This is a genomic window from Kineococcus endophyticus (assembly GCF_040796495.1).
Classification (GTDB): Bacteria; Actinomycetota; Actinomycetes; order Actinomycetales; family Kineococcaceae; genus Kineococcus; species Kineococcus endophyticus.
Genome location: NZ_JBFNQN010000005.1, coordinates 162651 through 187383, shown reverse-complemented (window position 1 = coordinate 187383; position 24733 = coordinate 162651). Strand labels below are relative to the sequence as shown.

Genomic DNA, 24733 nt, shown 5'->3' with positions numbered 1-24733 from the left:
CCACCGTCCGACCGCCCGCACCACCCGAGAGGAAACCCCATGCGCATCGGCATCGACGTCGGCGGCACCAACACGGACGCGGTCCTGCTCGACGACGACGGGTCCGTCCTGGCCGCCGTCAAGTGCTCCACGAGCGCCGACGTCTCCGGCGGGATCGTCGCGGCCCTGTCGGGTCTGCAGGACCGCCGGGCGTTCGACCCGGCCGGGGTGCGGGCCGTGATGATCGGCACGACGCACTTCATCAACGCCCTCGTCGAGGCCCGACGGCTCGCCCCCACCGCGGCCCTGCGCCTGGGGCTGCCGGCGACGGCCTCGCTGCCGCCGATGGTCGACTGGCCCGAACGCCTCGTGCAGGCCGTCTCCGGGCGCGCCTACCTCGCCCACGGCGGGCACGAGTTCGACGGCCGGACGATCTCCGCGCTCGACGAGGACGAACTGCGCCGCCACGCCGCGGACATGGCGGCCCACGGGGTCCGCAGCGTGGCCATCACGTCGGTGTTCTCGCCCGTCAACACCGAGTTCGAGCTGCGCGCCGCCGAGGTGCTGGCCGCCGAACTGCCCCACGTCGCCATCTCGCTGTCGCACGAGATCGGCCGCATCGGGTTGCTGGAGCGGGAGAACGCGACGGTCGTCAACGCGGCGCTGCGGGAACTGGCCGGCGGCATCGTCGACGGGTTGCGGGCCTCGGTGGCCGGGGCCGGCATCGACGCCCCGATCTACCTCAGCAGCAACGACGGCACCCTGCTGGACGTCGAGCACGCCCGCCGCTACCCGGTCTCGACGTTCGCCTCGGGGCCGACGAACTCCATGCGCGGGGCGGCGGTCCTGTCCGGCGTCCACACCTGCGCGGTCGTCGACGTCGGCGGCACCACCTCCGACGTCGGTGTCCTGCAGCGAGGTTTCCCGCGCGAGGCCACGACCGAGGTCAGCGTCGCGGGGATCCGCACGAACTTCCGGATGCCGGACGTGCTCTCCATCGGCATCGGCGGTGGTTCCCTCGTGCGCGGTGAGGGTTCCGCCGTGCGCGTCGGGCCGGAGTCGGTGGGTTTCCGGCTCGTCGAGGAGGCGCTCGTCTTCGGCGGGTCGACGCTGACGGCGACGGACATCGCCGTCGCGGCGGGCCGTGCGGACATCGGCGACGCCTCCCGCGTCGCCCACCTCGACCCCGCGTTCGTCCGCGCGGCGCTGGAGCGGATCGCGGTCGACGTGGCCGACGCCGTGGACCGCATGCGCACCTCGGCGCAGCCGTTGCCCGTCGTGGCCGTGGGCGGCGGGTCGGTGCTGCTGCCGGACCGCCTCGCCGGAGCCGGCGAGGTCCTGCGCCCGGAGAACTTCGCCGTGGCCAACGCCATCGGCGCCGCCATCGCCCAGGTCGGCGGCGAGGTCGACCGCGTGTTCTCCATCGAACCCGGCAAGCGCACCGAGGTGCTCGACACCGCCCGCGCCGAGGCCGCCGAACGCGCCGTCGCCGCGGGCGCGGACCCCGGCACGGTCGAGGTGCTCGAGGTCGACGAGGTGCCGTTGCCCTACCTGCCCGGTGGCGCGACGCGCATCCGCGTCAAGGCCGTCGGGGACCTGCAGCTCGCCCCCGCCCGCCGGGAGGCCGTGCATGCCTGAGGCAGCCACGTCCCTGCGGACCCGGGTCGGGGTGGCGGACCTCGCCGACATCGGCCGGGGCGCAGCGGTCCTGGGCACCGGCGGCGGCGGCGACCCGCACATCGGCGGGCTGCTGGCCGGGGCCGCGATGCGGGCGCACGGGCCCGTCGACCTCGCACCCCTGGAGGACCTGCCGGACGACGCCGTCGTCCTGCCGGTGGCGATGATGGGCGCGCCGACCGTCATGGTGGAGAAGCTGCCCTCGGCCGACCAGGTCGGCCGCGCGATCCGCGTCCTCACCGACCACCTCGGGTTGGAGGTCACCCACCTGGCCTGCATCGAGGCCGGCGGCGTGAACTCCCTCATCCCGTTCGTCGGGGCCGCCGAACTCGGTCTGCCCCTGCTCGACGCCGACGGCATGGGCCGGGCGTTCCCGGAACTGCAGATGGTGCTGCCCACCGTCTACGGCATCCGCGGGACCCCCATGTCCATCGTCGACGAGAAGGGGAACTCCGGCGTCCTGGACACCGTCGACAACCGGTGGGCCGAGCGGTTCGCGCGGTCGGTGACGATCGACATGGGCTGTTCGGCGATGATCAGCAACTACTGGATGACCGGCGCCCAGGCCCGCCGGGCGCTCGTCCCGGGGACCCTGTCGCTGGCCGCCCGGATCGGCCGGACCCTCACCGCGGCCCGGACCAGCGGTGACCCCGCGGGTGCCGTCGCCGACCTGCTCGGCGGCACCGTCCTGTTCACCGGCAAGGTCACCGACGTCGCCCGCCGGACCACGACGGGTTTCGCCCGCGGCGAGGCGCGGCTGGACGGCACCGGGACCGACGCGGGGTCCGAACTGCTGCTGGAGTTCCAGAACGAGTTCCTCGTCGCCGTCCGCGACGGCCGGACCGTCTCGACCGTGCCCGACCTCATCTGCGCGCTCGACACCCAGACCGGGGAGGCCGTGCGCACCGAGGGGTTGCGGTTCGGCCACCGCATCACCGTCCTCGCCGCGCCGTGCGACGAACGCTGGCACAGCCCCGCCGGGCTCGCCCTCGCCGGACCGCGCGTGTTCGGCTACGAGAGCGACCCCGTCCGCGCCACCCCCCACGACGTCCCCACCCCGACGGAGGCCCACCCGTGAGCTGGATCCTCGACGAGACCCTCCTGCCCGACCTGGCCCGCGGTGCCGCGCTCCTCGGCACCGGCGGTGGCGGTGACCCCTACATCGGCCGGTTGCTCGTCCAGCAGGCGATCCGCGAGAACGGGCCCATCACCGTCCTGGACCCGCAGGCGGAGTCCGAACTGCCCGACGAGGCGTTCGTCGTCCCGACGGCCATGATGGGCGCGCCCACGGTGATGGTCGAGAAGATCCCGCGCGGCACCGAGGCCGTCGTCGCGCTGCGCCGGCTCGAGGCCCACCTCGGCCGCCGCGCCGAGGCGACCATGCCCATCGAGTGCGGAGGCATCAACTCGATGATGCCGCTGCTCGTCGGTGCGCGGACCGGGCTGCCCGTCGTCGACGCCGACGGGATGGGCCGGGCGTTCCCCGAACTGCAGATGGAGACGTTCAGCGTCTACGGCGTCTCCGGTTCCCCCATGGTCGTCGCGAGCGACCGCGAGGAGACCGTGCTCATCGACACCGGAGCCGACGACGTCCGCATGGAACGCTGCTCGCGCGCCATCGCGATCCAGTTCGGGGGCGCGGCCCTCATCGCCGAGTACTCGATGACGGGTGCGGACGTCCGCCGCACGGCGATCCCGCACACCATGTCGATGTCCCTCGGCGCGGGCCGCGCGATCCGGGAGGCCCGCGAGAGCCACAGCGACCCCGTCGACGCCCTCACCGAGTTCTTCGCCACGACCGTCTACGAGAACGTCCGGACGTTGTTCACGGGCAAGGTGGGCGACGTCGAACGCCGCACGACGGGGGGTTTCGCGCGGGGGCACGCCGACCTGCGCGGCCACGACGGCTCGCACCTGCGCCTGTCGTTCCAGAACGAGCACCTGGTCGCCGTCCTGGACGGCGAAGTCGTCTGCGTCGTGCCCGACCTCATCTGCGTCCTGGACGAGCAGACGGGCGAACCCATCACGACCGAGGGGATGCGCTGGGGCCAGCGGGTCGTCGTCGTCGCCATCTCGACGCCGCCGATCATGCGCACCCCCGAGGCCCTCGCGGTGTTCGGGCCCCGCGCGTTCGGGGTGGACCGCGACTTCACGCCCGTCGAGCAGCTCGTGCCGGGACCCTCGCTCGCACCTGCCTGACCGCGGGTGCGGCAGGATCGCCGCCGTGGAGCTCACCGCCGCCGACGTCCCGGCCCTCGTGCGCGGGGCCGAGGTGCTGGGTTCCGGCGGCGGCGGTGACGCCCGGGCCGGCGGGATCCTCGTCTCCCGGCTGCTGCGGGGCGGGTCGGTGGACCTGCTCGACCCCGAGGCGTCCGACCCGGGCCTGCTCGTCTCCGCCGTCGGCATGGTCGGCGCGACCGTCGTGTTCACCGAGCAGCTGCCGGGCGGCGGGGAGTTCACCCGCGCCCTGGACGCCGTCCAGCGCTGGACGGGGGTGCGGGCCGGGGCGGTGGCGAGCGTCGAGGCCGCCGGGCTCAACGCCGCGACGGCCCTCGTCACGGCGCTGTCCGCCGCCGGGTCCCCGCTGCCCGTCGTCGACCTCGACCTGTGCGGCCGCGCCCTGCCCCGGCTGGACCAGTTCTCCCTCGCCGTCGCGGGGTCCGACATCACCCCGCTGGCCCTGGCCCTGCCCGGTGGTCAGGTCGTCGTCGTCGACGGCGGGGACGCCGTGACGACCGAGCGGAGCGTGCGCAGCGTGCTGGCCGGCGGGGGTGGCTGGGCCGCGATCGCGGTCGGCCCCCGGCCCCTGGCCGAGCTGCGCCGCCACGCGCTCGCCGGGACGACGCGACGCCTGCTCGAGGTGGGCCGCCGCCTCCTGGCCCTGCCCGACGCGCCCGGCCCGGCCGCCGTGGCCGCGGCCGCGGGCGGGCAGGTGCTCGCCGCCGGACGCGTCCTGGAGGTGGTGCGCCACCGCGGCGCGGGGGAGGGCGGGTTCGGGCGCGGCAGCCTCGTCGTGCGCGACCGCGCCACGAGCGCGTTGCTGCGCCTGGAGATGGAGAACGAGTACCTGCTCGCCCTCGCCGACGGCGACGTCGTCGCCACGACGCCCGACGTCCTCGCCGTCCTGGACCGGCGCGCCGCGCGGCCGGTGTCCTGCGACCGCGTCCGCCGGGGGGACGACGTCGTCGTGCTGCGGCTCGACGCCCCGCGGTTCTGGCACGAGCCCGCCCGGCTCGACGCCGTCGGCCCGCGCGCCTTCGGCTACGACGTCGACCCCGTCCTCCCGGGGGTCCCCGCGTGAGCACCCCCGACCTGGCCGCGCTGCTGCACCTGCCGGGCTGGCGCGGGGCCGTGCGGCACGTGGCCGGGCCGCTGGACGGCCCGCCGCCCGGCGACGTGGTCCTCGGCGACGGGGGCGGCGCGACCGTGGTGCCCGGCGCGGGACCGGGCACGCTGCTCTGCCTGACCGGGGCGGTCGGCGCCGGCGCGGCCGACGCGTGGCGGCTCGAGGCGCAGCTGCGCCGGGCGGCCGACGCCGGGGTCGTCGCCGTCCTGCTGCCGGCGGCCGCCGAACCCACGGGGGCGACCCGGCTCCTGTGCTCGCGCCTGGGCCTGGCGCTGCTCGTCGCCGACGAGCCCGTGCTGCAGCGGGCGCTGGAGGCGGCCGTCGCGCTCGCCGCCCCGGAGGTCGCGCGAGCGCGGGCCGTGCGCGCGGTGTCGGGCGCCGCAGGCGCGTCGGCCCAGGACGGCGCCGGGTTCGTGCGCCTGCTGCAGCGCACGCTCGACCTGCCGGTGGCCTTCCTCGACGGCCGCGGCGCCGTCCTGCACCGGGGCAGCGACCCCGTGCCCACGGCCGCACTGCGCAGCGGGGAGCCCGTCCCGCAGCGCACGGTCCTGCCGGCGGGCGACGGGGGCGGGACGCTGCTCGCGCACCCCGTCCTGCTCCCCGGGGTCCGCGCGGCGCAGCGCTGGTTCGTCGCCGCCGCGCCCGGGTGGGCCGACGTCGAGGCCGTCGCCGACTGCCTGGCCGTCGCCGCGGCGACGGTGGCCGCCCGGCTGGGCGTGGACCGCCTCGGCCTCGAACGCGACGCCCGGGCCCGGGCGTCGCTGCTGACGGACGTGCTCGCGGGCGGCGACGGCCCCGACGCCGAGCTGCGCCGCCGCGCGGCCGCCGCCGGGTGGGCGCTGGACGGCTGGCACGTCGGCGTCCGGATCGGGGCCCCCGCCACGACGGACACCGCCGGTTCGCGCGACGAGGTGGCCGCCGCCTTCGCCGACGGCGGGCTGGCCCCCGTCGTCGTCGAGCACGGCGACGGGTGGAGCGCCTGGATCACCCTGCCGAGACCCCCGGCCGCCGAGACGGTCCGCGAGCTGGCCGAGGACCTGCGGCAGGTGCACCGGGCGCTGCGGCGGCACCTGCGCAGCTGGACGGGGGTCGGCCGCCCCCACGGCGGCCCCGGCGGCATCGCCCGCTCGCTGGCCGAGGCCACCGACGCGGCCGGCCTGGCCGCCGGCCGCACCGAGCAGGGTTGCTTCCTGCACGTCGACCAGCTCGGCGTCGCGCAGACGCTCCTGGCGTGGACCCGAACGGGCACGTTCCCGCCCGCCGCGCGCAGCCTCCTGGAACCGCTCGGGCCGCCCGGCTCGGACCTCGTGACGACCCTGGCCGCCTACCTGGACCAGGAGAGCTCGCTCGTCCAGACGGCCGCGGTCCTCGGCGTGCACCGGAACACGGTCGCCGCCCGGGTCGCGCGCGTGCAGCAGCTCCTCGAGGTCGACCTCACCGACCGCGACCAGCGGCTCGCGCTGCACCTGGCGTGCCGCGCCGTCCAGGGCGGGTGAGGCTCAGGGCTCCAGGTCGACCAGGACCGCGGTGTGGTCGCTGGCCCACACCCCGTCGACGGGGTCGACGGCCACGCGCCGCACGTCGCGCACCGAGCCCTCGCCGGTGAAGGGCGCCAGGCCGACCAGCACGTGGTCGATCCGCGCGTCGGGCTGGTGGATGCGCGCGACGAACGGGTTGCGCCGGTCCCAGGTGACCCCGGGGTGGGCCGGGTCGGCGAAGCGCCAGGAGTCGACGAGGACGAACCCGGGCACCGGGCCCGCCGTCAGGTAGCCCTGGCACAGCCGCAGCTCGTCGGACTCCGCGACGGCGTTGAAGTCGCCCGTCAGGACGGGCGGGTAGTGCTCACCCTTGACGCGCGTGCGCGCCACGAACGGCACGAGCTCGCGCACCTGGGCGACCCGGACCGCGGACTCGGCCGGGGAGGAGTTCAGGTGCGTCGTCGTGAACGGCAGCGGCCGTCGCGGCGCGTCGACGAGCACCTGCAGCGCCGTGCGGCCCTCGTCCTCGTGCCCGCCCGCGGGCAGCTCGAGGACATCGGTCGAGAGGAACGGCCAGCGGCTGATCACGGCGTTGCCGAACTGCAGGGAGTCCGCCGAGGGGTCCCCGTGCCGGGCCAGCCGACGCCGCCAGCGCTCGGGGGCGGGGGAGGGGGACCAGGCCGCGTGCATCCCGAGCCGCTCGGCGAGCCACTCGGCGAGGTTCTCGTCGTCGTCGGCCCAGACCTCCTGCAGCCCCACGACGTCGGGCTGCTCGTCCTGCAGGACCGCGAGGATCGCCTCCCGGCGGGCGCGCCAGTCGCCGAAGCGCCACCAGACGTTCCACGTCATGATCCGCAACGGCGCGTCGGCTGCGCGCGGGCGCCGGTCGGCCGGCGGGGGCGGGGGTGCGCTGCTCATCTCGGGCGCAGTCTCCCAGCCGCTCCCCGGGGCCGGGCTCAGGGGGTCGACGCGGTGGACGGGCCGTCGGTGGACGGGGCGGTGGCGGCTCCCGGGACGGCCCGACCGTCCTCCCCCAGCCACGGCAGGCCGGGGAACGCCAGGACCGTCGAACCCCACCGGCGCGCGGCCCGCGCCGCGGTGAGCACCGTCGCGGCGGCCTCGGCGCGTCCGGTGCCCGCGCCGGCGACGACGTCGGCGCGCAGGGCGGTGACGCGCTCCTCGACGGCGGCCGCCAGCGCGGTCGCGGCCGCGGCGGTGGGGGCCGCGACGTCGTACCCGGCGGCCGCCTCGACGGGGGTGGCGCCCACGGCGGTCAGCTCGTCGACGAGGTCGTCGCGGGCGACGCGGTGGGCGTCCAGGTCCGCGAGCGCCTCGTCCCGGCGCGGTGCCGCGAGGCGTCCGGCGACGAGGGCGTAGGCGTAGACGGCCGCGTGCTCACCGGCGAGGGCGGCCTGCAGGGCGCGGACGCGGGTCGTGGCGGCGGTGCCCGTGGGGGAGGGGCCCGTCGGGGAGGGGGTCGCCGCGGTGCCCGTCGGGGCGGCGGAGGTCGGCTCCGCGGTGGCGGTCCCGGGCGCGGCGTCCTCCGCCGCGGTGGTGTCCTGAGCGGGCCGCACGACGGCCCCCGTCACCACGGCGACCGCGTCGGCCAGCACGGCGCGCGAGGCGGCGACCGCGACGAGCAAGCGGGCCGTGTCGGGCCCCGGCCCCCGGCCCTGGGCGGGCGCGAGCTCGGTCACCGCCGCGGTCGACGCCTGCGTCAGCCGGTCGGCGACGACCTGGGCGTCCGGGGTCGTGCCGCTCGGGGTCGCGGCGCCCGCCGAGGTGGCGAGCGCGGGCGCGCCGAGGGCGGTGAGGTGGGCGCGGCACACCTGCGCGGCCTGCGCCGCGACGGCCTGCAGGGGCGCCGGTCCGCCGGCGGCGGTGTCCAGGACGGTCAGGAGGGTCAGGGTGTCGTCGACCGCGGCCTCGCGGGCCACGTCGTCCGGGCCGCGTTCGGCCGTCGGGGTCGGCTCGTCGCCGACGACCCAGCGGACCCCGCAGCCGGCCAGCGCCGGTGCTGCCGCGGCCAGCGCCAGGGTCCCCAGCAGCGCGCGGCGCGAGGGTCGGCGGACCGAGGTCTCCCGACCGGTGGACCGGACGGACGGCGGGACGGGTGGCACGGTCGACGATCGTGCCAGGTGGGGGGACGTCCCGGACGGCGGCACCCCGGAGGGCCGCCCGGACGGTCCACCCCGGACGGCGGAGAGCGGCGGGAGCGGGGCGCCGCAGCGTCTAAGCTGTCCCGTCGTGCCCGCGCCGGGATCCGGTGCGGCCGTCAGGACAACTCGAGAGCAGGGAGGGGCGGTCGTGTCGACGCTGGAGGAGACCGTCCGGAGGGCGCTGGCTCCCGTCTTCGCCCCCGGCTCCGAGGTGGGTGACTCCCTCGTGCTGGACGACGTCGACGTCAGCAGCGCCGGCCGCCGCCACGTCGTGCGGGTGGTCGTCGACGGCGCCGGTGACGAACCCGGCGACATCGACCTCGACGCCGTCGCGGTGGCCTCGACGGCCGTCTCGCAGGCGCTCGACGACGCCGACGTGCTGGGGCAGGCGCCCTACACGCTCGAGGTGACCTCGCCCGGCGTCGACCGGCCCCTGACCACGCGGCGGCACTGGGCCCGCGCCCGCGGCCGCCTCGTGCGGGCCGTCCTGGCCGACTCCTCCTCCCTGCTGCTGCGCGTCGTGTCCGTCGACGACGAGGGCGTGCACGGGACGGGCGAGCCGCAGATGGTCAAGGGCCGTCCGCCGCGGGCCAAGGACGTGGGCGCCCCGCACGACCTGCCCTGGGCCGACCTGGTCCGCGGTGAGGTGCAGGTGGAGTTCCGCCGCGCGGACGACCTGGACGACCTGGACGACCTGGACGACGCGGACGACGCGGACGACCTGGACGCTGACGACGAGACCGAGGACGAGCAGTGAACATCGACATGGCCGCGCTGCGGATGCTGGAGCGGGACCGCGAGATCCCCTTCGAGACGCTCGTGCGGGCGATCGAGCAGGCGCTGCTCGTGGCCTACCACCGCACCGAGCACGCCGACCACAAGGCCCACCCCGACGCGCGGATCGAGCTCGACCGCAGCAGCGGTGAGGTGCGCGTGCTGGCCAAGGAGCGCGACGACGAGGGCACCGTGGTCGGCGAGTTCGACGACACGCCGAGCGGCTTCGGCCGGATCGCGGCGACGACAGCCCGCCAGGTCATCCTCCAGCGCCTGCGCGACGCCGAGGACGACGCCGTGCTCGGCGAGTTCGCCGGCACCGAGGGGGAGATCGTCTCCGGTGTCGTGCAGCAGGGCCGCGACCCGCGCATCGTCCAGGTCGACCTCGGCACCCTCGAGGGCGTCCTGCCGCCGGCCGAGCAGGTGCCGGGGGAGAAGTACGAGCACGGCTCCCGCCTGCGCTGCTTCGTCGTGAGCGTCAAGAAGGGGCCGAAGGGCCCGCAGGTCGTCCTCAGCCGGTCCCACCCCCAGCTCGTGCGCAAGCTCTTCGCGCTCGAGGTGCCCGAGATCGCCGACGGGACCGTGAAGATCACGGCGCTGTCCCGCGAGGCCGGCCACCGCTCGAAGATGGCCGTGCACGCCACGCGGCCGGGGATCAACGCCAAGGGCGCCTGCATCGGCCCGATGGGCTCGCGGGTGCGCGCGGTGATGTCGGAGCTGCGCGGGGAGAAGATCGACATCGTCGACTTCAGCGAGGACCCGGCCCGCTTCGTGGCCAACGCGCTGTCGCCGGCGCGGGTGACGTCGGTGGAGGTCGTCGACCTCGCCGCGCGCTCGGCCCGCGTCGTCGTGCCGGACTACCAGCTGTCCCTGGCCATCGGCAAGGAGGGCCAGAACGCCCGCCTGGCGGCCAAGCTCACGGGCTGGCGCATCGACATCCGGCCCGACACCCAGGACGAGGACCGGGACGCCGACCGGGACGCCGACCGGGACGAGACCCGGGCCGGTGAGCGGGCGGGCGGCGCCTGAGCGGGAAGGGCTAGACTCTCCCCATCGTTACACTGCCTGCGACCGGTCCCACCGACCGGCGGTCCGACCACGCCCTGCGCCTCCCGGCTCGCCCGGTGCGCACGTGCGTCGGGTGCCGCCGCCGGGGCGAACGGTCGTCGCTGCTGAGAGTCGTCGTCGCACCGGACGAGGCGGGAGTCCTCCTCGTCGACGTGCGTCGGTGTCTCCCGGGCAGGGGCGCGTGGTTGCACCAGAGCACCGCGTGCCTAGAGCTGGCGGACAAGCGCCGGGCCTGGTCCCGGGCGCTGCGCCGCACGGCTCCCCTCGACACCTCGGGAGTACGGTCCTTCCTGGACTCGTGCCCGCACGAGGCCGTCGTGTCCACCACCACCGATGAGAGCGGGTCGAACAGCTGATGAGCACCCGATGAGTCTCCAGCGATGAATCCCCCCGACTGATGACGGTCCGCGCCCGGTAGAGACGAGCCCGGACCGAGACAGGAGAGATGTGGCGAAGGTCCGGGTCTACGAGCTCGCCAAGGAGTTCGGAGTCGAGAGCAAGGTCGTGCTGGCCACGCTCAAGGAGATGGGCGAGTTCGTGCGTTCCGCGAGCTCGACCGTCGAACCGCCGGTCATCCGGCGGCTGAAGGACAAGTTCCCCACCGAGGGTGGCGCCAGCGCCGCCCGACCGGGTCCGGCGGCGAAGCCGGGTCCGCGCGTTCCGAGCGGTGCCCGTCCGGGCCCCGCTCCGTCGCCGCGTCCGTCGGCGACCCCGGCCCCTGCTCCGGCGCCCACGCGCCCGGAGCCGTCGGCCGGTGCTCCCGCCCCGTCGGCCCCCGCGCCGGCTGCGGCTCCCGCCCCGTCGGCCCCGGCCGCCCCCGCACCCGCGGCGGCGTCCGGCCCGGCGTTCCAGGCCCCCCCGAGCGCTCCCGCCGAGCGTCCCGCCGCCCAGCGGCCGGCGACGCCCGGACAGCGCCCGACCCCGGGTGCCCGTCCGTCCACGCCCCCGGCCTCCGGTGGTCCCGGCCAGGGTCCGCGTCCGGGTGCCCGTCCCGGCCCCGGTGGTCCCGGTGCCCGTCCGGGTGGTCCCGGTCAGGGTGGTCCCGGTGGCCCGGGTGCGCGCGGTCCGCGTCCGGACCGCGGTGACCGTCCCGAGCGTCCCGGCGGCGACCGTCCCCGCGGCGACCGTCCGCAGGGCGACCGCCAGGGCCGTCCCGGCGGCGCCGGTGCTCCCGGTGGCGCGCCCCGTCCCGGTGGCGGTGCGCCGCGTCCGGGCAACAACCCGTTCGCGACGAGCCAGGGCATGCCGCGCCCGCAGGGTGGCCCCCGTCCGGGCAACAACCCCTTTGCGGCCAACCAGGGCATGCCGCGTCCGCAGGGCGGTCCCCGTCCCGGCGGTGCGCCCGGCCCCGGTGGTCCGCGTCCCGGTGGTCCGCGCCCGAACCCCGGCATGATGCCGGCGCGCCCGACGGTCGGCCGTCCGGGTGCGGGTGCCGGTCGTCCCGGTGCTCCGGGCCGCGGTGGCCCCGGTGGTGGCCGTGGTGGCGGCGGCGGGTACGCCGGCCGTCCCGGTGGTCCCGGTGGCGGCGGCGGTTTCGCCGGTCGTCCCGGTGGTGGTGGTCGTCCGGGCAACCGCGGCGGCACCCAGGGTGCGTTCGGTCGCGCCGGCGGCAAGCCGGCCAAGGGCCGCAAGTCCAAGCGCGCCAAGCGCCAGGAGTTCGAGGCGATGGCGGCGCCGTCGGTCGGCGGTGTCTCGGTCCGGCGCGGTGACGGCACGACCGTCATCCGCATCCGCCGCGGCGCCTCGGTCAGCGACTTCGCCGAGCGCATCGACGCCGACCCCGCGGCGCTGGTGACGATCCTCTTCCACCTGGGGGAGATGGTCACCGCGACCGCGTCGCTGGACGAGGACACCTTCCAGGTGCTCGGCCAGGAGCTCGGCTACGTCATCGAGGTCGTCTCGCCCGAGGACGAGGAGCGCGAGCTGCTCGCGGGCTTCTCCATCGACCTCGACGCCGAACTCGAGGCCGAGGGCGACGAGGAGCTCGAGGCGCGTCCTCCGGTCGTCACCGTCATGGGTCACGTCGACCACGGGAAGACCAAGCTCCTGGACGCCATCCGGTCCACCGACGTCGTGGCGAAGGAGGCCGGTGGCATCACCCAGCACATCGGCGCCTACCAGGTCGTCAAGGAGCACGAGGGCTTCGACCGGCCGATCACCTTCATCGACACCCCGGGTCACGAGGCCTTCACGGCCATGCGTGCCCGTGGTGCCAAGGTCACCGACATCGCGATCCTCGTGGTGGCGGCCGACGACGGTGTGATGCCCCAGACCATCGAGGCGCTCAACCACGCCCAGGCGGCCGACGTCCCGATCGTCGTCGCGGTCAACAAGGTCGACAAGGAGGGCGCGAACCCGGACAAGGTCCGGCAGCAGCTCACCGAGTACAACCTGGTGGCCGAGGAGTACGGCGGCGACACGATGTTCGTCAACGTGTCCGCGAAGCAGGGCATGGGCCTGGACGACCTCCTCGAGGCCGTCCTGCTCACCGCCGACGCCTCGCTGGACCTGCGGGCGAACCCGGACAAGGACGCTCGCGGTGTGGCCATCGAGGGCAACCTCGACAAGGGCCGCGGTCCGGTCGCCACCGTCCTGGTGCAGTCCGGGACGCTGCGCGTCGGCGACGCGATCGTCGCGGGCACCGGCTACGGCCGCGTCCGCGCGATGATCGACGAGAACGGGGACACGGTCGAGGAGGCCACCCCGTCGCGTCCGGTGCAGGTCCTGGGCCTGACGTCGGTCCCGGGTGCGGGGGACACGTTCCTCGCGGCGCCCGACGACCGCACGGCCCGGCAGATCGCGGAGAAGCGCGAGGCGCAGGAGCGCAACGCGGCCCTGGCGAAGGCGCGCAAGCGCATCTCGCTGGAGGACTTCACCGCCGCGCTGCAGAAGGGCAAGGTCGAGAGCCTCAACCTCATCCTCAAGGGTGACGGCGCCGGTTCGGTCGAGGCCCTCGAGGACGCGCTGTACAAGATCGACGTCGGCGACGAGGTCGAGCTGCGGGTGATCGACCGCGGTGTCGGTGCGGTGACGAAGAACAACGTCAACCTCGCCGTCGCCTCGAACGCGATCATCATCGGGTTCAACGTGCGCCCGGAGCAGCAGACCAAGGAGTACGCCGACCGCGAGGGCGTCGACATCCGCTTCTACTCGGTCATCTACGCGGCCATCGAGGACGTCGAGGCGTCCCTGAAGGGCATGCTGAAGCCCGAGTACGAAGAGGTCCAGCTCGGCACGGCGGAGGTCCGCGAGATCTTCCGCTCGTCGAAGTTCGGCAACATCGCCGGTTGCCTCGTCCGGTCGGGTCTCATCCGCCGCAACACCAAGGCGCGCGTGCTGCGCCGCGGTGTCGTGCACGGGGACAACCTCACCATCGAGTCGCTGCGACGGTTCAAGGACGACGCCACCGAGGTCCGCGAGGGCTACGAGTGCGGTATCGGCCTCGGGTCGTACAACGACCTCCAGATCGACGACGTCATCGAGACGTACGAGATGCAGGAGAAGGCGCGGAGCTGATCTGGGCTCACCCCGGGCGCGGGGGGGGCCCCGCGGAGGCCCCGCCCCGGCTGTCACCCCCAGGTACCCCATGTTCACAGCAACGCTCACCGTCGACCTGCTGCTCGGCGACGTCCACTCCCTCAAGGGCAAGCGCAGCCTCGTGCGACCGCTCGTCGCCGAACTGCGCCGGTCCTTCGAGGTCGCCGCGGCCGAGACCGGGCACCTCGACCTGCACCGGCGGGCCGAGGTCGCGGTCGCCGTGGTGGCCGCCGACGCCGCCCGTTGCACCGACGTGCTCGACCGGTGCGAACGCCTCGTCGCGGCGCACCCCGAGTTCCAGATCCTCTCCGCCCGGCGCCAGTCCCTGTCCTCGCAGGACTGAGGACGCCTCGCCGGACGTCCGATCCCGACCCTGCAGGAGTTCCCCGTGGCGGATCCCACCCGTGCCCGCAAGCTCGCCGACCGCATCAAGGTCGTCGTCGCCGACGCCCTCGAGAAGCGCGTCAAGGACCCCCGTCTGGGGTTCGTCACGATCACCGACGCCCGGGTGACGAACGACCTGCAGCACGCGACGCTCTACTACACCGTCTTCGGCAGCGACGAGGAGAAGCTCGGCACCAAGGCCGCGCTGGAGTCGGCCAAGGGCGTGCTCCGCTCGGAGGTCGGCAAGCGCACCGGCATCCGGCTCACCCCGACGCTGACCTTCACCGCCGACGAGGTGCCCGAGACGGCGCAGCAGATCACCGACCTGCTCTCCAAGGCCGCCGAGCAGGACGCGCGCGTCGCGGCCCTGGCGGCGGGGGCCAAGCCCGCCGGCGACGCCGACCCCTACAAGAAGCCCACCGAGCACGACGACGCGTGGGACGACGACCTCGACGCCTCCGACGCGGACGCGGACGCGGACGGGGACGCCGACGCGGACCCGGCGGACGGGAACGCCGCCCGCGGCTGAGGTCCCGGTGGCACGCTGGGGAGCATGGATCCGCAGTTCCCCGGCGTCGACCTCGGTGGCGGCGGCGGCGTGCCCCCGTTCTTCGTCGTCGTCTTCGTGGTGATGGCTCTGTTCGGCGTCGCGGTCGTGCTCGGCGGTGTCCGCACCTCGGTGCGGGCCCGCCGGCGCTCCCAGGACGCCGTCCGCCTGGGCAGCGAGGGGGTCACCACGACGGGCACCGTCGTCGACAACCGCATCACCAGCCACCACGAGCACCGCATGACGTTCTCGCCCGTCGTGCGCTTCGAGGCCGCCGGTCGGGAGGTCACGGTCGTGGGCGAGCAGGTGTGGAACAAGTCCTTCGTCACCGGCCGCCCCGCCCAGGTCGTCTACGACCCCGCCGACCCCGACCGCGCCCACGTGCGCGCCGAGGGCGGGTCTCTCCTGGGCACCTTCCCCACGGGCGTCGTCGTCGCGGTCGTCGGCGTGGGCTTCCTCGTCGTGGTCGCCGTCATGTTCGGCGTCGCGCGCTCGGCGTTCGAGCAGTTCCCCTGACGGGCCGCCGTCCCCGGCACGGCACACTGCTCCCCGTGCTGCCCCCTCCTCCCGTCCCCTCCGCTCCCGCCCCGTTCCCGCGTGGAGAACACTCCCTCCGCCCTGCCGGGGGCCGTTCCAGGGGCGGGAAGAGTGTCTTCCGCGCGGGTCTCGCCGCCGGGGGTGCGGCGTGAGCGGGGTGGGGGACGGCATCCTCGTCGTCGACAAGCCGGCGGGCTGGACGAGCCACGACGTCGTGGGCCGCTGCCGGCGCCTGCTCTCGACGCGACGCGTCGGGCACGCGGGCACGCTGGACCCGGCGGCGACGGGGGTGCTCGTCCTCGGCGCCAACCGCGGCACGAAGTTCCTCACCCACCTCGTCGCGCACGACAAGGCCTACGCCGCCACCGTGCGGCTGGGGGTCGCCACGGTCACGGACGACGCCGAGGGGGAGCCGCTGGGCGAGCCGGTGGACGCGACGGCGGTGGCGGACGACGCGCTGGCCGCGGCCGTCGGGGCGCTGACGGGGCCGATCCAGCAGGTCCCCAGCTCGGTGTCCGCCATCAAGGTCGACGGGCAGCGCAGCTACGCCCGCGTGCGCGGCGGGCAGGACGTCGAGCTGCCCCCGCGGCCGGTGACGGTGTCCCGCTTCGACGTCCTCGACCGGCGCGTCGACGGCCCGTTCCTGGACCTCGACGTCGTCGTGGAGGTCTCCAGCGGCACCTACGTCCGGGCCCTGGCCCGCGACCTCGGGCGGGCCCTCGGGGTCGGCGGGCACCTGACGGCGTTGCGCCGCACCCGGTCCGGTCCCTTCACGCTCGACGAGGCGCGCACGTTGGAGCAGGTGGAGACCGAGCCGCGGGTCGAGCCGCTCGCCGCGGTGGCGCGGCGGCTGTTCCCCGTGCTGGACGTCGACGAGCGCCAGGCGGGGAACCTGGCGCACGGCGGGTTCCTCCCCGCGACGGGGCTGGAGGGACCCGTCGGGGCGTTCGCGCCCGACGGGACGCTCGTGGCCCTCGTCGGCGACACCCCGCGTGGAGCCAAACCCCTGCTCGTCCTCGTGACGGGCGGTTAGGGTCGGTCACCGTGAGGGGTCGGGGGAGGGACGGTGCCGTCCTCGTCCCGGCCCTCGCGCTCGTCCTGCTGCTCGGTGGCGCCGGGGTCCGGGAGGCGGCCCCGGCGCCCCCCACGCCCGTGGTGGCGGCCCCCGACGTCGCGGCACCCGACCTCCCGAGGCCCGACGCCCGGCTCGTCGAACGCTCGCTGGCGACGGCGGGCGGGACCCGCGGCTACCTCTGGCAACCGGCACCGGTCCCGGGACGCGCGCCGCTCGTGGTGGCCCTGCACGGCCTCGACGGCGAGGCGGGAGCCTTCGCGCGCGGGACCGGGCTGGCGGCCGCGGCCTCGGAGGCGGGGGTCGCCCTCGTCGTGCCGCGGGCCGCGGGCCGGGCCTGGAACGACGGACGTCTCGGGCCGGACGGACCGGACGACGCCGCCTTCGTCCGCGCCGTCGTGGCGCAGCTCGTCGCCGAGGGCGCCGTGCACCCCGGCCGCGTCGTCGTGAGCGGGTTCTCCAACGGCGCCGGCATGGCGATGGTCCTGGCGGCCCGGCACCCGCTGGACTGGGCGGGCGCCGTCGCGGTCTCCGGTGAGCTGCTCGCCGGCCCCGGGGCGACCCGCCCCCTGCCCGCCGCCGTGCGCGGCGGGGCCGGCCCCCCGGTCTGGGTGAGCCACGGGGACGCGGACCCGGTGCAGCCGTGGGCGGGCCGGGCCGCCCGCTCGGCGTGGCTGCCGGCGCTGGCGTCGGTGGACGAGACGGTGGCGGCCTTCCGCCGGGCGAACGCGACGGGCCCCGCCCCGGAGCGGTGGACGCTCCCGGGCGGGGCCTCGCTGACGGGTCCGGTGCAGGTCACGACGTGGCCGGGCCCGGCCCCGGTGACGGTGTACCGCCTGCCGGGGGCCGGGCACGGGTGGCCGACGCGCGCCGAGACCGGGTGGTCGGCCACGGACCTCGTCGTGTCGGTGGCCGCGACGTCCTGAACGGTCCTGGACCGCCAGGCGACGGCCGGGCGACCGTCAGGCGGAGACGGTCTCCCGCACCCCGCGCCGGTCGCGGAAGCGGGCCAGGTCGAGCAGGCCCTCGCGCTTGGCGACGATGGTCGGGACGAGCGCCTGCCCGGTGACGTTCACGGCCGTGCGGCCCATGTCGAGGATCGGGTCGATGGCCAGCAGCAGCCCGACGCCGGCCAGCGGCAGCCCCAGCGTCGACAGCGTCAGCGTGAGCATGACGGTGGCGCCGGTGAGGCCGGCCGTGGCGGCCGAGCCGACGACGGACACGAACGCGATGAGCAGGTAGTCGGTGATCGACAGGTCGACCCCGAAGAAGCCGGCCACGAAGATCGCGGCCAGGGCCGGGTAGATCGCGGCGCAGCCGTCCATCTTCGTGGTGGCGCCCAGCGGCACGGCGAAGGAGGCGTAGGACTGCGGGACGCCCAGGTCCTCGGTCACGCGCTGCGTCACCGGCAGCGTGCCGATGGACGAGCGCGACACGAACCCCAGCTGGGTCGCCGGCCACACCCCGGCCGCGAAGCTGCGCACGCTCAGGCCGTGGGCCTTCAGCAGCAGCGGGTAGACGACGAGCACGACGAGCGCGAGCCCGGCGTAGACGTCGACGACGAACACGCCCAGTGGGCTCAGGGCGTCCCAGCCGTACGTCGCGACGGCCTTGCCGAGCAGGCCGACGGTGCCGATGGGGGCGAGCCGGATGACCCACCACAGGACGGTCTGGACGACGGCCAGCGCGGAGCGGGCGAAGGCCAGGACCGGCTCGGCCTTCTCGCCGACCTTGAGGACCGCCACGCCGAGGACGACGGCGATGACGAGCAGCTGCAGCACGTTGAAGTTCAGCGAGATGCTGCCGTCCTTCGCAGCGGACGCCTCCAGCCCGAACGTGTTCCCCGGGACGATGCCCTGCAGGAAGTCCAGCCAGGAGCCCGTCGAGGACGGGTCCTTCGCGGCGCTGGCCGCGACGGACGACCGCTCGCCGGGGTCGGTGAGGACGCCGATCGCGATGCCGATGCCGACGGCGATGAGCGCGGTGATCGCGAACCACAGCAGCGTCTGCCAGGCCAGGCGGGCGGCGTTGGTCACCTGCCGCAGGTTGGCGATCGAAGTGAGGACGGCGAGGACCACGAGCGGCGGGACCAGGACCCGCAGCATCGTCACGAAGGTGGACCCGATGGTGGTCAGGGTCGTGGTGAGCCAGTTGGGGTCCTCGTCGGTGCCGCCCATCGAGCGGGCGAGCGCGCCCAGGGCGATGCCGAGGACGAGACCGATGAGGACCTGCACGCCGAACGGCGTGCGGCGCAGGCGGGTGAGCATGGTGGACTCCTGGGACGACGGGGTGGCGGGAACGGTGGTGTGCCGTCCCGCTACCTGGCGCTCTGCGCCCGCCCGAGGTCGATGTGGAGCCGCTCGGTGAAGTCCTGTGCCATGTCCATGCCGAGGGTGGGAACCGTGGCCCCGGCGCACTTGTTCCCGCCGCCTCTCGCTCCGCTCGGGGGAGCATCGTCGGCACCTCGCTCCCGATGATCGGAAGCGAGGTGCCAACGATGCGGACCCCGGCGGCGCGCGCGGAGGGTCAGAAGAGCGTGTAGCCCCCGTCGGTCACGACGACCGACCCCGTCGAGAAGCTCGAGGCGTCCGAGGCGAGGTAGACGACCGTCGCGGCGATCTCCTCCGGGCTCGCGTACCGCTGCATCGGCGCGTCCTCGATCCACATCCGGCGGAACTCGGGCCGGTCGACGGGCGCCATCTCCGTCTTGACGTAGCCGGGCGCGACGGCGTTGACGCGGATGCCCAGCGGCGCCCACTCCGCGGCGAGCGACTTCGTCAGCTGGTGCACCGCGGCCTTGGAGGCGTTGTAGACCGGCTGCAGCTGCGGGCGGTTGACGATGGAGGCGCTGATGGAGCCGATGTTCACGATGCTCCCGCCGCCGTGCTCGGCCATCCAGCGCGCGGCGACGGTGCTCGGCAGCCACACGCCCTTGAGGTTCGTCGTGATGACGTCGTCGTACTCCTCGTCGGTCACGTCCAGCGCGGGGCGGTGGACGCAGGTGCCGGCGTTGTTCACCAGGACGTCGAGCGTCCCGAACTCCTCGGTCGTGCGCGCGATCGCGGCCTCGACCTCGGCGCGGGAGGTGACGTCCAGGCGGAGCCCGAGCGCGCGGCGGCCGGTGCTCGCCGCGATCTCGGCGGCCGCGGCCACCGACGCCTCCTCGTTCCGGGCGGCCACGACGACGTCGGCGCCGGCCTCGGCGACGGCCTGGGCGAAGGCGCGGCCCAGCCCGCGGTAGCCGCCGGAGACGAGGGCCACCTTGCCCTGCAGCGAGAACGTGTCCAGGACGGTCATCTCTCAGTTCCCCTCGGGTGCGTTGACGACGACGACGGCCTTCATGCTCAGCGGGTCGGAGTCGGCGTTGAGCGCGTCCTCGACCTGCTCCAGCGGGTACCGCGCGGTGACCATGTCGTCCAGGTGCACCGCGCCGGAGGTGGTCAGCGCGATGCCGCGCGGCCAGGTGTCGATGTAGCGGAACACCCCGGTGACGGAGATCTCCCGCGTGGCGATGAGCTGCACGGGCAGGGGCATCTCCTCCGCGCCGAGCCCGACGAGGACGACGGTGCCGCCGCCACGGGTGCTGCCGATCCCCGAGAGCACGGCCGGCGTCGCGCCGGAGCAGTCGATGAACGCGTCGGCGCGCAGGGCGGCGATCTCCTCGGCGTCGGCGACCGGGTGCAGTGCGCGGGTCGCACCGAACGACGTGATCCGCTCGCGGCGGGAGTCGACGAAGTCGGTGACGACGACGTCGGTCGCCCCGCGGGCGCGCACGGCCTGGGCGCACATCGCGCCGATCGGGCCGGCGCCGGCGATGAGCACCTGGTCGCCCGGGCCGACGTCGGCCTTGTGCGCGGCCCACAACCCCACGCTCAGCGGTTCGAGCAGGGCGGCGGACTCGTCGGACAGGCTGTCCGGCACGGTGTACGCCTGGTCGGAGGGGGCGGTGACGTAGTCGCAGAACGTCCCGTCGAAGGGCGGCGTCGCGTAGAACTCCATGAACGGGCAGAGGTTCGAGCGGCCCGTCTTGCACTGCCGGCACTGGCGGCAGGGGACCTGCGGGTCGATCGCGACGCGGTCCCCGACACGGGACTCGGCGACCCCGCGGCCGACGGACACGACGGTGCCGGACACCTCGTGCCCCAGCACGATCGGGGCGGTCACGACCATGTCGCCGATGCGGCCGTGCTTGTAGTAGTGGACGTCGGAACCGCAGACGCCGACGGAGCCGACGCGGACGAGGACCTCGCCGTCGCCGGGCGTCGGCACCGGACGCTCCTGCATCTCGACCACGCCCTGCTTCAGCAGGACGCTCGCGCGCATCGTGGTGGGGACGGTGGTCCCGGTCATGGTCTTCTCCTCGTCGAGGTGGAACGCAGAGGTCGAACTGCGGGTGGAACTCTGGGGGAGCCTCTCAGGCCCGTCCCGTCACCGGACGGTGTACCCGCCGTCGACGACGAGGTCGTGCCCGCTGACCATGGCCGCACCCGGCCCCGTCAGGTACAGCACGGCGGCCGCGACCTCCTCGGGTTCGGCGAACCGGCCCACGGGGATCTGCGCGCGCAACGCCTCACCCGCCGCGTTCTCCCAGTTCGGCCGCGCCAGCGGCGTGAGGACGACGGTGGGGGAGACGGTGTTCACGGTGATGCCCAGCGGTCCCCACTCCAGGGCGAGGGTGCGGGTCATGCCCAGCAGTCCGGCCTTGGAGGCGGCGTAGGCGACGTGCCCCTCCAGCCCGACCCTCGCGGCCTGGGAGGCGATCGTCACGATGCGCCCGCCGCCGTGCGCCGCCAGGTGCCGCGCGACGGCGCGCGCGACGACGAAGGTCCCGGTCAGGTTCACCTCGAGCGTGCGGGCCCATCCGGCGAGGTCGATGTCGAGGGCGGGCGCGATCGTCGCCGTCCCGGCGCAGCCGACGAGGGCGTCGAGCCGGCCGGCCTCCCGCACGACAGTCGCCACGGCCTCCTCGACGGCCACGGGGTCGGTGACGTCCGCGGCGACGTGCAGGTCGCCACCGGCGCCCGTCAGGGCCCGCTCGTCGCGGTCCAGGACGGCGACCCGGGTGCCTTCGGCCGCGTAGGCGGCGACGACGGCCGCGCCGATGCCGCTGGCGCCGCCCGTCACGAGGGCCACGCGGTCGCCCGCGCCGCTGCGGGAGTGCTCCGGGGTCACGGCACCGAATGCTGGGCAGCCGGACGGGCCCGGTCAACCGGTCTGCTCACGTGAGCAGTCTGCTGCGCTTCCGAGCCGCCGTCGGCGAGCATGGGGCGCGTGGGTCCGGAGGAGCTGACCGAGGTGGTCGCCATCGCGCGCCGGCACTACGTCGACGGGGTCTCCCGCGTGGACATCGCCACCGAGCGGGGGCTCTCCCGGTTCAAGGTCGGGCGGGTCCTGCAGGCCGCGCGGGCCGCCGGCATCGTGCGCATCGACGTCCGGGCGCCCGCGGGCATCGACTACGCCGTCTCCGACGAGCTGCGGGCCCGCTACGGACTGCGGCGGGCGCTCGCGGTGCAGACGCCCGACGAGGACCGGGTCCGCGAACCCCTCGGCCAGGTCGCCGCCGACCTGCTGCGCGAGGTCGTCACCGCCGACGACGTGCTCGGCATCGACTGCGGCCGCACGCTGCGGGCCATGACGGGCCACCTCGAGGGCATCGCCGCGTGCGACGTCGTGCAGATCACCGGCCTCGGCGGTCAGCTGGGCGCCACCGCGACCGACATCACGCGCGTGGTCAGCGAGGCCAGTGGCGGACGGGTCTTCTCGATCTTCGCCCCGCTCGTCGTCGGCGACGCCCGGACGGCAGCGACGCTGCGCGCGCACCGCGCCCTGCGCCCCACCCTGGCGGCCCACGCCCGGGTGACGCGCGCCGTCGTCGCGGTCGGCGCCTGGTCCCCCGAGCACTCCCAGATCCCGGCGCTGCTGGGGGAGGTGGAGACCGCACGGCTGGCCGCGGCGGGGGTCGTTGCCGAGACCGGCGCGCTGCTGGTCGACGCCGACGGCCGACGCGTCCCCGGGCTCGACGACCGCCGCCTCGGCATCTCGGAGGAGCAGCTGCGCGCGGTCCCGGACGTCATCGGCGTCGGAGGCGGACGGGGCAAGACGGACGCCGTCCACGCGCTGCTGCGGTCGGGTCTGCTGTCCTCCGTCGTCACCGACGTGCACCTCGCGCGCCGGCTCCTGCGCCGGGAGGGGTGAGGCGTGGACCCCGACCTCCACCCCGACGACGAGGTGGCGCTGACCGGTGGTGGCCGGACTGCCGTGACGCGGCGCGGTGACGTCGTCCTGCGCCCGGCCACGCCGTGGTCGCAGGCCGTGATCGCCCTGCTGCACCACCTCGCCGAGCGCGGGTTCGCCGGGGCGCCGCGGCCGGTGGGGACGGGGTTCGCGGCCGACGGCCGGGAGGCCGTGGAGTTCGTCCCGGGAGAGGTCCTCGCCCCCGCGCCGTGGGCGGACGAGGCCGTCGGCGGTGTCGGTGTCGCCCTGCGGGGGCTGCACCGGGCGGTCGCGGACTTCGAGCCCCCGGCGGGCGCGCGGTGGCAGCCCTGGTTCGTCCGCGAGCTCGGCCGCGGCCCGCGCGTCGTCGGGCACGGCGACACGGGCCCGTGGAACTGGGTGTCCCGCGCCGGGTTCCCGGTGGCCCTCGTCGACTGGGAGGCGGCCGGTCCCGTCGACCCGCTCGTCGAGCTCGCCCAGGCGGGCTGGCTCAACTGCCAGCTGGTCGGCGACGTCGTGGCCGAACGGCAAGGGCTGGGGAGTCCCCTCCAGCGGGCGCGGCAGCTGCGGCAGTTGCTCGACGGGTACGGGCTGCCGCTCGCCCGCCGGGAGGAGCTGGTCGAGCTGCTCGTCGAGGTGGCCGTGGCCGACGCGGCCGCCCAGGCCGACGAGGCGCACGTCCGGCCCGAGAGCACCGACCCCGAGCCGCTGTGGGCGCTGGCGTGGCGCACGGACAGCGCGCGGTGGATCCTGCGCCACCGCGCGCTGCTGCTGCGGGAGGTGCTGCGGCCCTGGTGATCCGAGGGCTCAGGCTGCGGTCGGCCCCACCGCGGCGACCGGGACGACGTCCCAGTGCTCGACGATCTTCCCGTCGACCACGCGGAACAGGTCGGCGGCCGTGAAGTCCTGCGCCGCACCGCCGACGGGACGGGAGAACGTCCAGACGACGTCCCCGTCGGACAGCGACAGCGCGGACTCCTGGGGTGGGAACGACGAGCCGGCGAAGAACTGCTTCAGCGGGGCGGTCCCGTCGGGGACCAGCGGGTTGTGCTGCCGGTAGTCGGGATCGAAGGACCGGTCGAGGACGGTCACGTCCTGGTCGCGGAACAACGTGTCGTAGGCGCCGACCGCGAACTGACGCTGGCGCTCCTCCTGCTCCTCGGTCAGCGTCGCGGGGGTCCCGGTCCACGCGTCGTCGAACATCGTGTGGCCGCTCGCGCCCGCGGCGGGGACGTCCTGGGACAGGGCCCAGTGCTGGACGACCTTGCCCGCGTCGAGGCGGAACAGGTCCACGCGCGCCGTGCCGGACCACGCCTGGGACGGGTCCTGCGCGTCGTGCCAGTGCACCGCGACGTACGGACCGTCGGCGGCGGTGCGGGCCACGACGGCCCGGTTCCCGGCCGTCAGCCCGGGCGGGGCCGTCCGGAAGAGCTGGTCGACCACGGCGAGGTTGGCCTGTTCCGCCGTCCGGTCGAGGCGGTCGTCGCCTGCCGGGGACGCGGTGGAGGTCGAGGGAGAGGTCGAGCTCGGGGACGGCGCGGGGTCGGCGGCGGAGGATCCGCTGCACCCGGCGAGGACGGCGGTGGCGAGGCCGGCGGCGGCCAGGACGAGGAGTCGGGATCTCACGCCCCCGACACGCCGCGGGCCACGCTGACGTTCAGGTTTCCTGATGTGACGGTGGTCACGGCCCTGCCGTCGGCGGGGCTGGCCGGGACGGTCGCCCGGTGCGACAGTGGGGCCGGCGGACGTGGCGCTCGACGGACCGAGGAGGCAGTCGTGGACGAGGTGGCGCAGGACGCACGGACGTCGGCCGACCCGAGGGCGCGCTGGCGCACGCTCCCGCCGCGGACCCGGCCGGAGGACACGGTCGCCGAGCTCGACGTCGGCCCGGTGCCCGAACCCGGACCGTCCGAGGACCCCAACCGCGCGGCCGTCCTGCGGTTCCCCTTCCCCGGCGTCTGA

24 protein-coding genes are annotated in these 24733 nt (G+C 75.5%); 17 read left to right on the top strand and 7 right to left on the bottom strand.

What is annotated here, in order from left to right:
* Positions 1-39: 39 nt before the first annotated feature.
* The 5 genes from AB1207_RS08675 to AB1207_RS08655 are packed head-to-tail and all read left to right on the top strand — an operon-like array spanning position 40 to position 6498.
* Positions 40-1617, top strand: a complete 1578-nt coding sequence (locus tag AB1207_RS08675; RefSeq protein WP_367637637.1) for a hydantoinase/oxoprolinase N-terminal domain-containing protein — start codon at positions 40-42, stop codon at positions 1615-1617.
* Positions 1610-2734: an S-methyl thiohydantoin desulfurase family protein gene (locus tag AB1207_RS08670; protein ID WP_367637636.1), complete on the top strand. Its 1125-nt coding sequence runs from the start codon at positions 1610-1612 to the stop codon at positions 2732-2734. The genes AB1207_RS08675 and AB1207_RS08670 overlap by 8 nt, the downstream gene beginning before the upstream one ends.
* Entirely contained in the window at positions 2731-3855 is a 1125-nt protein-coding gene (locus tag AB1207_RS08665) for an S-methyl thiohydantoin desulfurase family protein (RefSeq protein WP_367637635.1), read from the top strand. Before AB1207_RS08670 ends, AB1207_RS08665 begins: the two co-directional genes overlap by 4 nt.
* 25 nt (positions 3856-3880) lie before the next feature.
* Entirely contained in the window at positions 3881-4957 is a 1077-nt protein-coding gene (locus AB1207_RS08660) for an S-methyl thiohydantoin desulfurase domain-containing protein (RefSeq protein ID WP_367637633.1), read from the top strand.
* Positions 4954-6498 (top strand): PucR family transcriptional regulator, encoded by a 1545-nt coding sequence (locus AB1207_RS08655; protein ID WP_367637631.1) that lies wholly within the window; start codon positions 4954-4956, stop codon positions 6496-6498. The genes AB1207_RS08660 and AB1207_RS08655 overlap by 4 nt, the downstream gene beginning before the upstream one ends.
* A 3-nt stretch (positions 6499-6501) precedes the next feature.
* On the opposite strand, the gene AB1207_RS08650 is transcribed toward AB1207_RS08655, so the two are convergent.
* The gene (locus AB1207_RS08650; protein WP_367637630.1) at positions 6502-7398 is read right to left on the bottom strand and encodes an endonuclease/exonuclease/phosphatase family protein; all 897 of its coding nucleotides are present in this window, start codon (positions 7396-7398) and stop codon (positions 6502-6504) included.
* A 38-nt stretch (positions 7399-7436) separates the two neighbouring features.
* Positions 7437-8600 (bottom strand): DUF4439 domain-containing protein, encoded by a 1164-nt coding sequence (locus tag AB1207_RS08645; RefSeq protein WP_367637629.1) that lies wholly within the window; start codon positions 8598-8600, stop codon positions 7437-7439.
* 187 nt (positions 8601-8787) lie between these two features.
* Here AB1207_RS08645 and AB1207_RS08640 point away from each other — a divergent pair, with 187 nt between their 5' ends.
* From AB1207_RS08640 to AB1207_RS08600, 9 genes are all read left to right on the top strand, one after another.
* Positions 8788-9396, top strand: a complete 609-nt coding sequence (locus AB1207_RS08640; RefSeq protein WP_367637628.1) for an LSm family protein — start codon at positions 8788-8790, stop codon at positions 9394-9396.
* Positions 9393-10442 (top strand): transcription termination factor NusA, encoded by a 1050-nt coding sequence (nusA, locus tag AB1207_RS08635; RefSeq protein ID WP_367637627.1) that lies wholly within the window; start codon positions 9393-9395, stop codon positions 10440-10442. The genes AB1207_RS08640 and nusA overlap by 4 nt, the downstream gene beginning before the upstream one ends.
* Before the next feature lie 95 nt (positions 10443-10537).
* Entirely contained in the window at positions 10538-10837 is a 300-nt protein-coding gene (locus tag AB1207_RS08630; RefSeq protein ID WP_367637626.1) for a YlxR family protein, read from the top strand.
* 91 nt (positions 10838-10928) lie between these two features.
* Positions 10929-13997 (top strand): translation initiation factor IF-2, encoded by a 3069-nt coding sequence (gene infB, locus AB1207_RS08625; protein WP_367637625.1) that lies wholly within the window; start codon positions 10929-10931, stop codon positions 13995-13997.
* 70 nt (positions 13998-14067) lie between these two features.
* A complete protein-coding gene (locus AB1207_RS08620; RefSeq protein ID WP_367637624.1) occupies positions 14068-14361 on the top strand; it encodes a DUF503 domain-containing protein in 294 nt (97 codons plus the stop codon).
* A 45-nt stretch (positions 14362-14406) separates the two neighbouring features.
* Positions 14407-14931: a 30S ribosome-binding factor RbfA gene (rbfA, locus tag AB1207_RS08615; RefSeq protein WP_367637623.1), complete on the top strand. Its 525-nt coding sequence runs from the start codon at positions 14407-14409 to the stop codon at positions 14929-14931.
* 24 nt (positions 14932-14955) lie between these two features.
* Positions 14956-15465, top strand: a complete 510-nt coding sequence (locus AB1207_RS08610; RefSeq protein ID WP_367637622.1) for a DUF3592 domain-containing protein — start codon at positions 14956-14958, stop codon at positions 15463-15465.
* Positions 15466-15634: 169 nt separating this feature from the next.
* Complete coding sequence (gene truB, locus AB1207_RS08605; protein ID WP_437178890.1) at positions 15635-16519, top strand: tRNA pseudouridine(55) synthase TruB; 885 nt, start codon at positions 15635-15637, stop codon at positions 16517-16519.
* Positions 16520-16530: 11 nt separating this feature from the next.
* Positions 16531-17484, top strand: a complete 954-nt coding sequence (locus AB1207_RS08600) for a CE1 family esterase (protein WP_367637621.1) — start codon at positions 16531-16533, stop codon at positions 17482-17484.
* 36 nt (positions 17485-17520) lie between these two features.
* On the opposite strand, the gene AB1207_RS08595 is transcribed toward AB1207_RS08600, so the two are convergent.
* The 4 genes from AB1207_RS08595 to AB1207_RS08580 form a co-directional block, all read right to left on the bottom strand.
* Positions 17521-18825, bottom strand: coding sequence for a dicarboxylate/amino acid:cation symporter (locus AB1207_RS08595; protein ID WP_367637619.1), 1305 nt, complete (start codon positions 18823-18825; stop codon positions 17521-17523).
* 259 nt (positions 18826-19084) lie between these two features.
* Positions 19085-19855 carry an SDR family NAD(P)-dependent oxidoreductase gene (locus tag AB1207_RS08590; RefSeq protein WP_367637618.1) on the bottom strand — a complete coding sequence of 257 codons (771 nt, stop codon included), beginning with the start codon at positions 19853-19855 and terminating at the stop codon, positions 19085-19087.
* Positions 19856-19858: 3 nt separating this feature from the next.
* On the bottom strand, positions 19859-20908 hold the full coding sequence (locus AB1207_RS08585; protein ID WP_367637617.1) for an NAD(P)-dependent alcohol dehydrogenase: 1050 nt from the start codon (positions 20906-20908) through the stop codon (positions 19859-19861).
* 78 nt (positions 20909-20986) lie between these two features.
* Complete coding sequence (locus AB1207_RS08580; RefSeq protein WP_367637616.1) at positions 20987-21730, bottom strand: GolD/DthD family dehydrogenase; 744 nt, start codon at positions 21728-21730, stop codon at positions 20987-20989.
* A gap of 90 nt (positions 21731-21820) precedes the next feature.
* Between AB1207_RS08580 and AB1207_RS08575 the strand changes: the two genes are divergently transcribed.
* A complete protein-coding gene (locus tag AB1207_RS08575) occupies positions 21821-22753 on the top strand; it encodes a sugar-binding transcriptional regulator (RefSeq protein WP_367637615.1) in 933 nt (310 codons plus the stop codon).
* A gap of 3 nt (positions 22754-22756) precedes the next feature.
* The gene (locus tag AB1207_RS08570) at positions 22757-23569 is read left to right on the top strand and encodes a phosphotransferase (protein WP_367637613.1); all 813 of its coding nucleotides are present in this window, start codon (positions 22757-22759) and stop codon (positions 23567-23569) included.
* A 9-nt stretch (positions 23570-23578) separates the two neighbouring features.
* Here AB1207_RS08570 and AB1207_RS08565 read toward each other — a convergent pair whose 3' ends face one another.
* Positions 23579-24397: a nuclear transport factor 2 family protein gene (locus tag AB1207_RS08565; RefSeq protein ID WP_367637612.1), complete on the bottom strand. Its 819-nt coding sequence runs from the start codon at positions 24395-24397 to the stop codon at positions 23579-23581.
* Between the two features lie 150 nt (positions 24398-24547).
* Between AB1207_RS08565 and AB1207_RS08560 the strand changes: the two genes are divergently transcribed.
* Positions 24548-24733: a hypothetical protein gene (locus AB1207_RS08560; RefSeq protein WP_367637611.1), complete on the top strand. Its 186-nt coding sequence runs from the start codon at positions 24548-24550 to the stop codon at positions 24731-24733.

Bases quoted from the DNA above. Each gene is read 5' to 3' on its own strand.
- AB1207_RS08590 (WP_367637618.1), bottom strand. From the start codon at position 19,855: ATGACCGTCCTGGACACGTTCTCGCTGCAGGGCAAGGTGGCCCTCGTC.
- AB1207_RS08670 (WP_367637636.1), top strand. From the start codon at position 1,610: ATGCCTGAGGCAGCCACGTCCCTGCGGACCCGGGTCGGGGTGGCGGAC.
- AB1207_RS08650 (WP_367637630.1), bottom strand. From the start codon at position 7,398: ATGAGCAGCGCACCCCCGCCCCCGCCGGCCGACCGGCGCCCGCGCGCA.
- AB1207_RS08610 (WP_367637622.1), top strand. From the start codon at position 14,956: ATGGATCCGCAGTTCCCCGGCGTCGACCTCGGTGGCGGCGGCGGCGTG.
- AB1207_RS08575 (WP_367637615.1), top strand. From the start codon at position 21,821: ATGGGGCGCGTGGGTCCGGAGGAGCTGACCGAGGTGGTCGCCATCGCG.
- AB1207_RS08595 (WP_367637619.1), bottom strand. From the start codon at position 18,825: ATGCTCACCCGCCTGCGCCGCACGCCGTTCGGCGTGCAGGTCCTCATC.
- AB1207_RS08620 (WP_367637624.1), top strand. From the start codon at position 14,068: ATGTTCACAGCAACGCTCACCGTCGACCTGCTGCTCGGCGACGTCCAC.
- AB1207_RS08675 (WP_367637637.1), top strand. From the start codon at position 40: ATGCGCATCGGCATCGACGTCGGCGGCACCAACACGGACGCGGTCCTG.
- AB1207_RS08585 (WP_367637617.1), bottom strand. From the start codon at position 20,908: ATGACCGGGACCACCGTCCCCACCACGATGCGCGCGAGCGTCCTGCTG.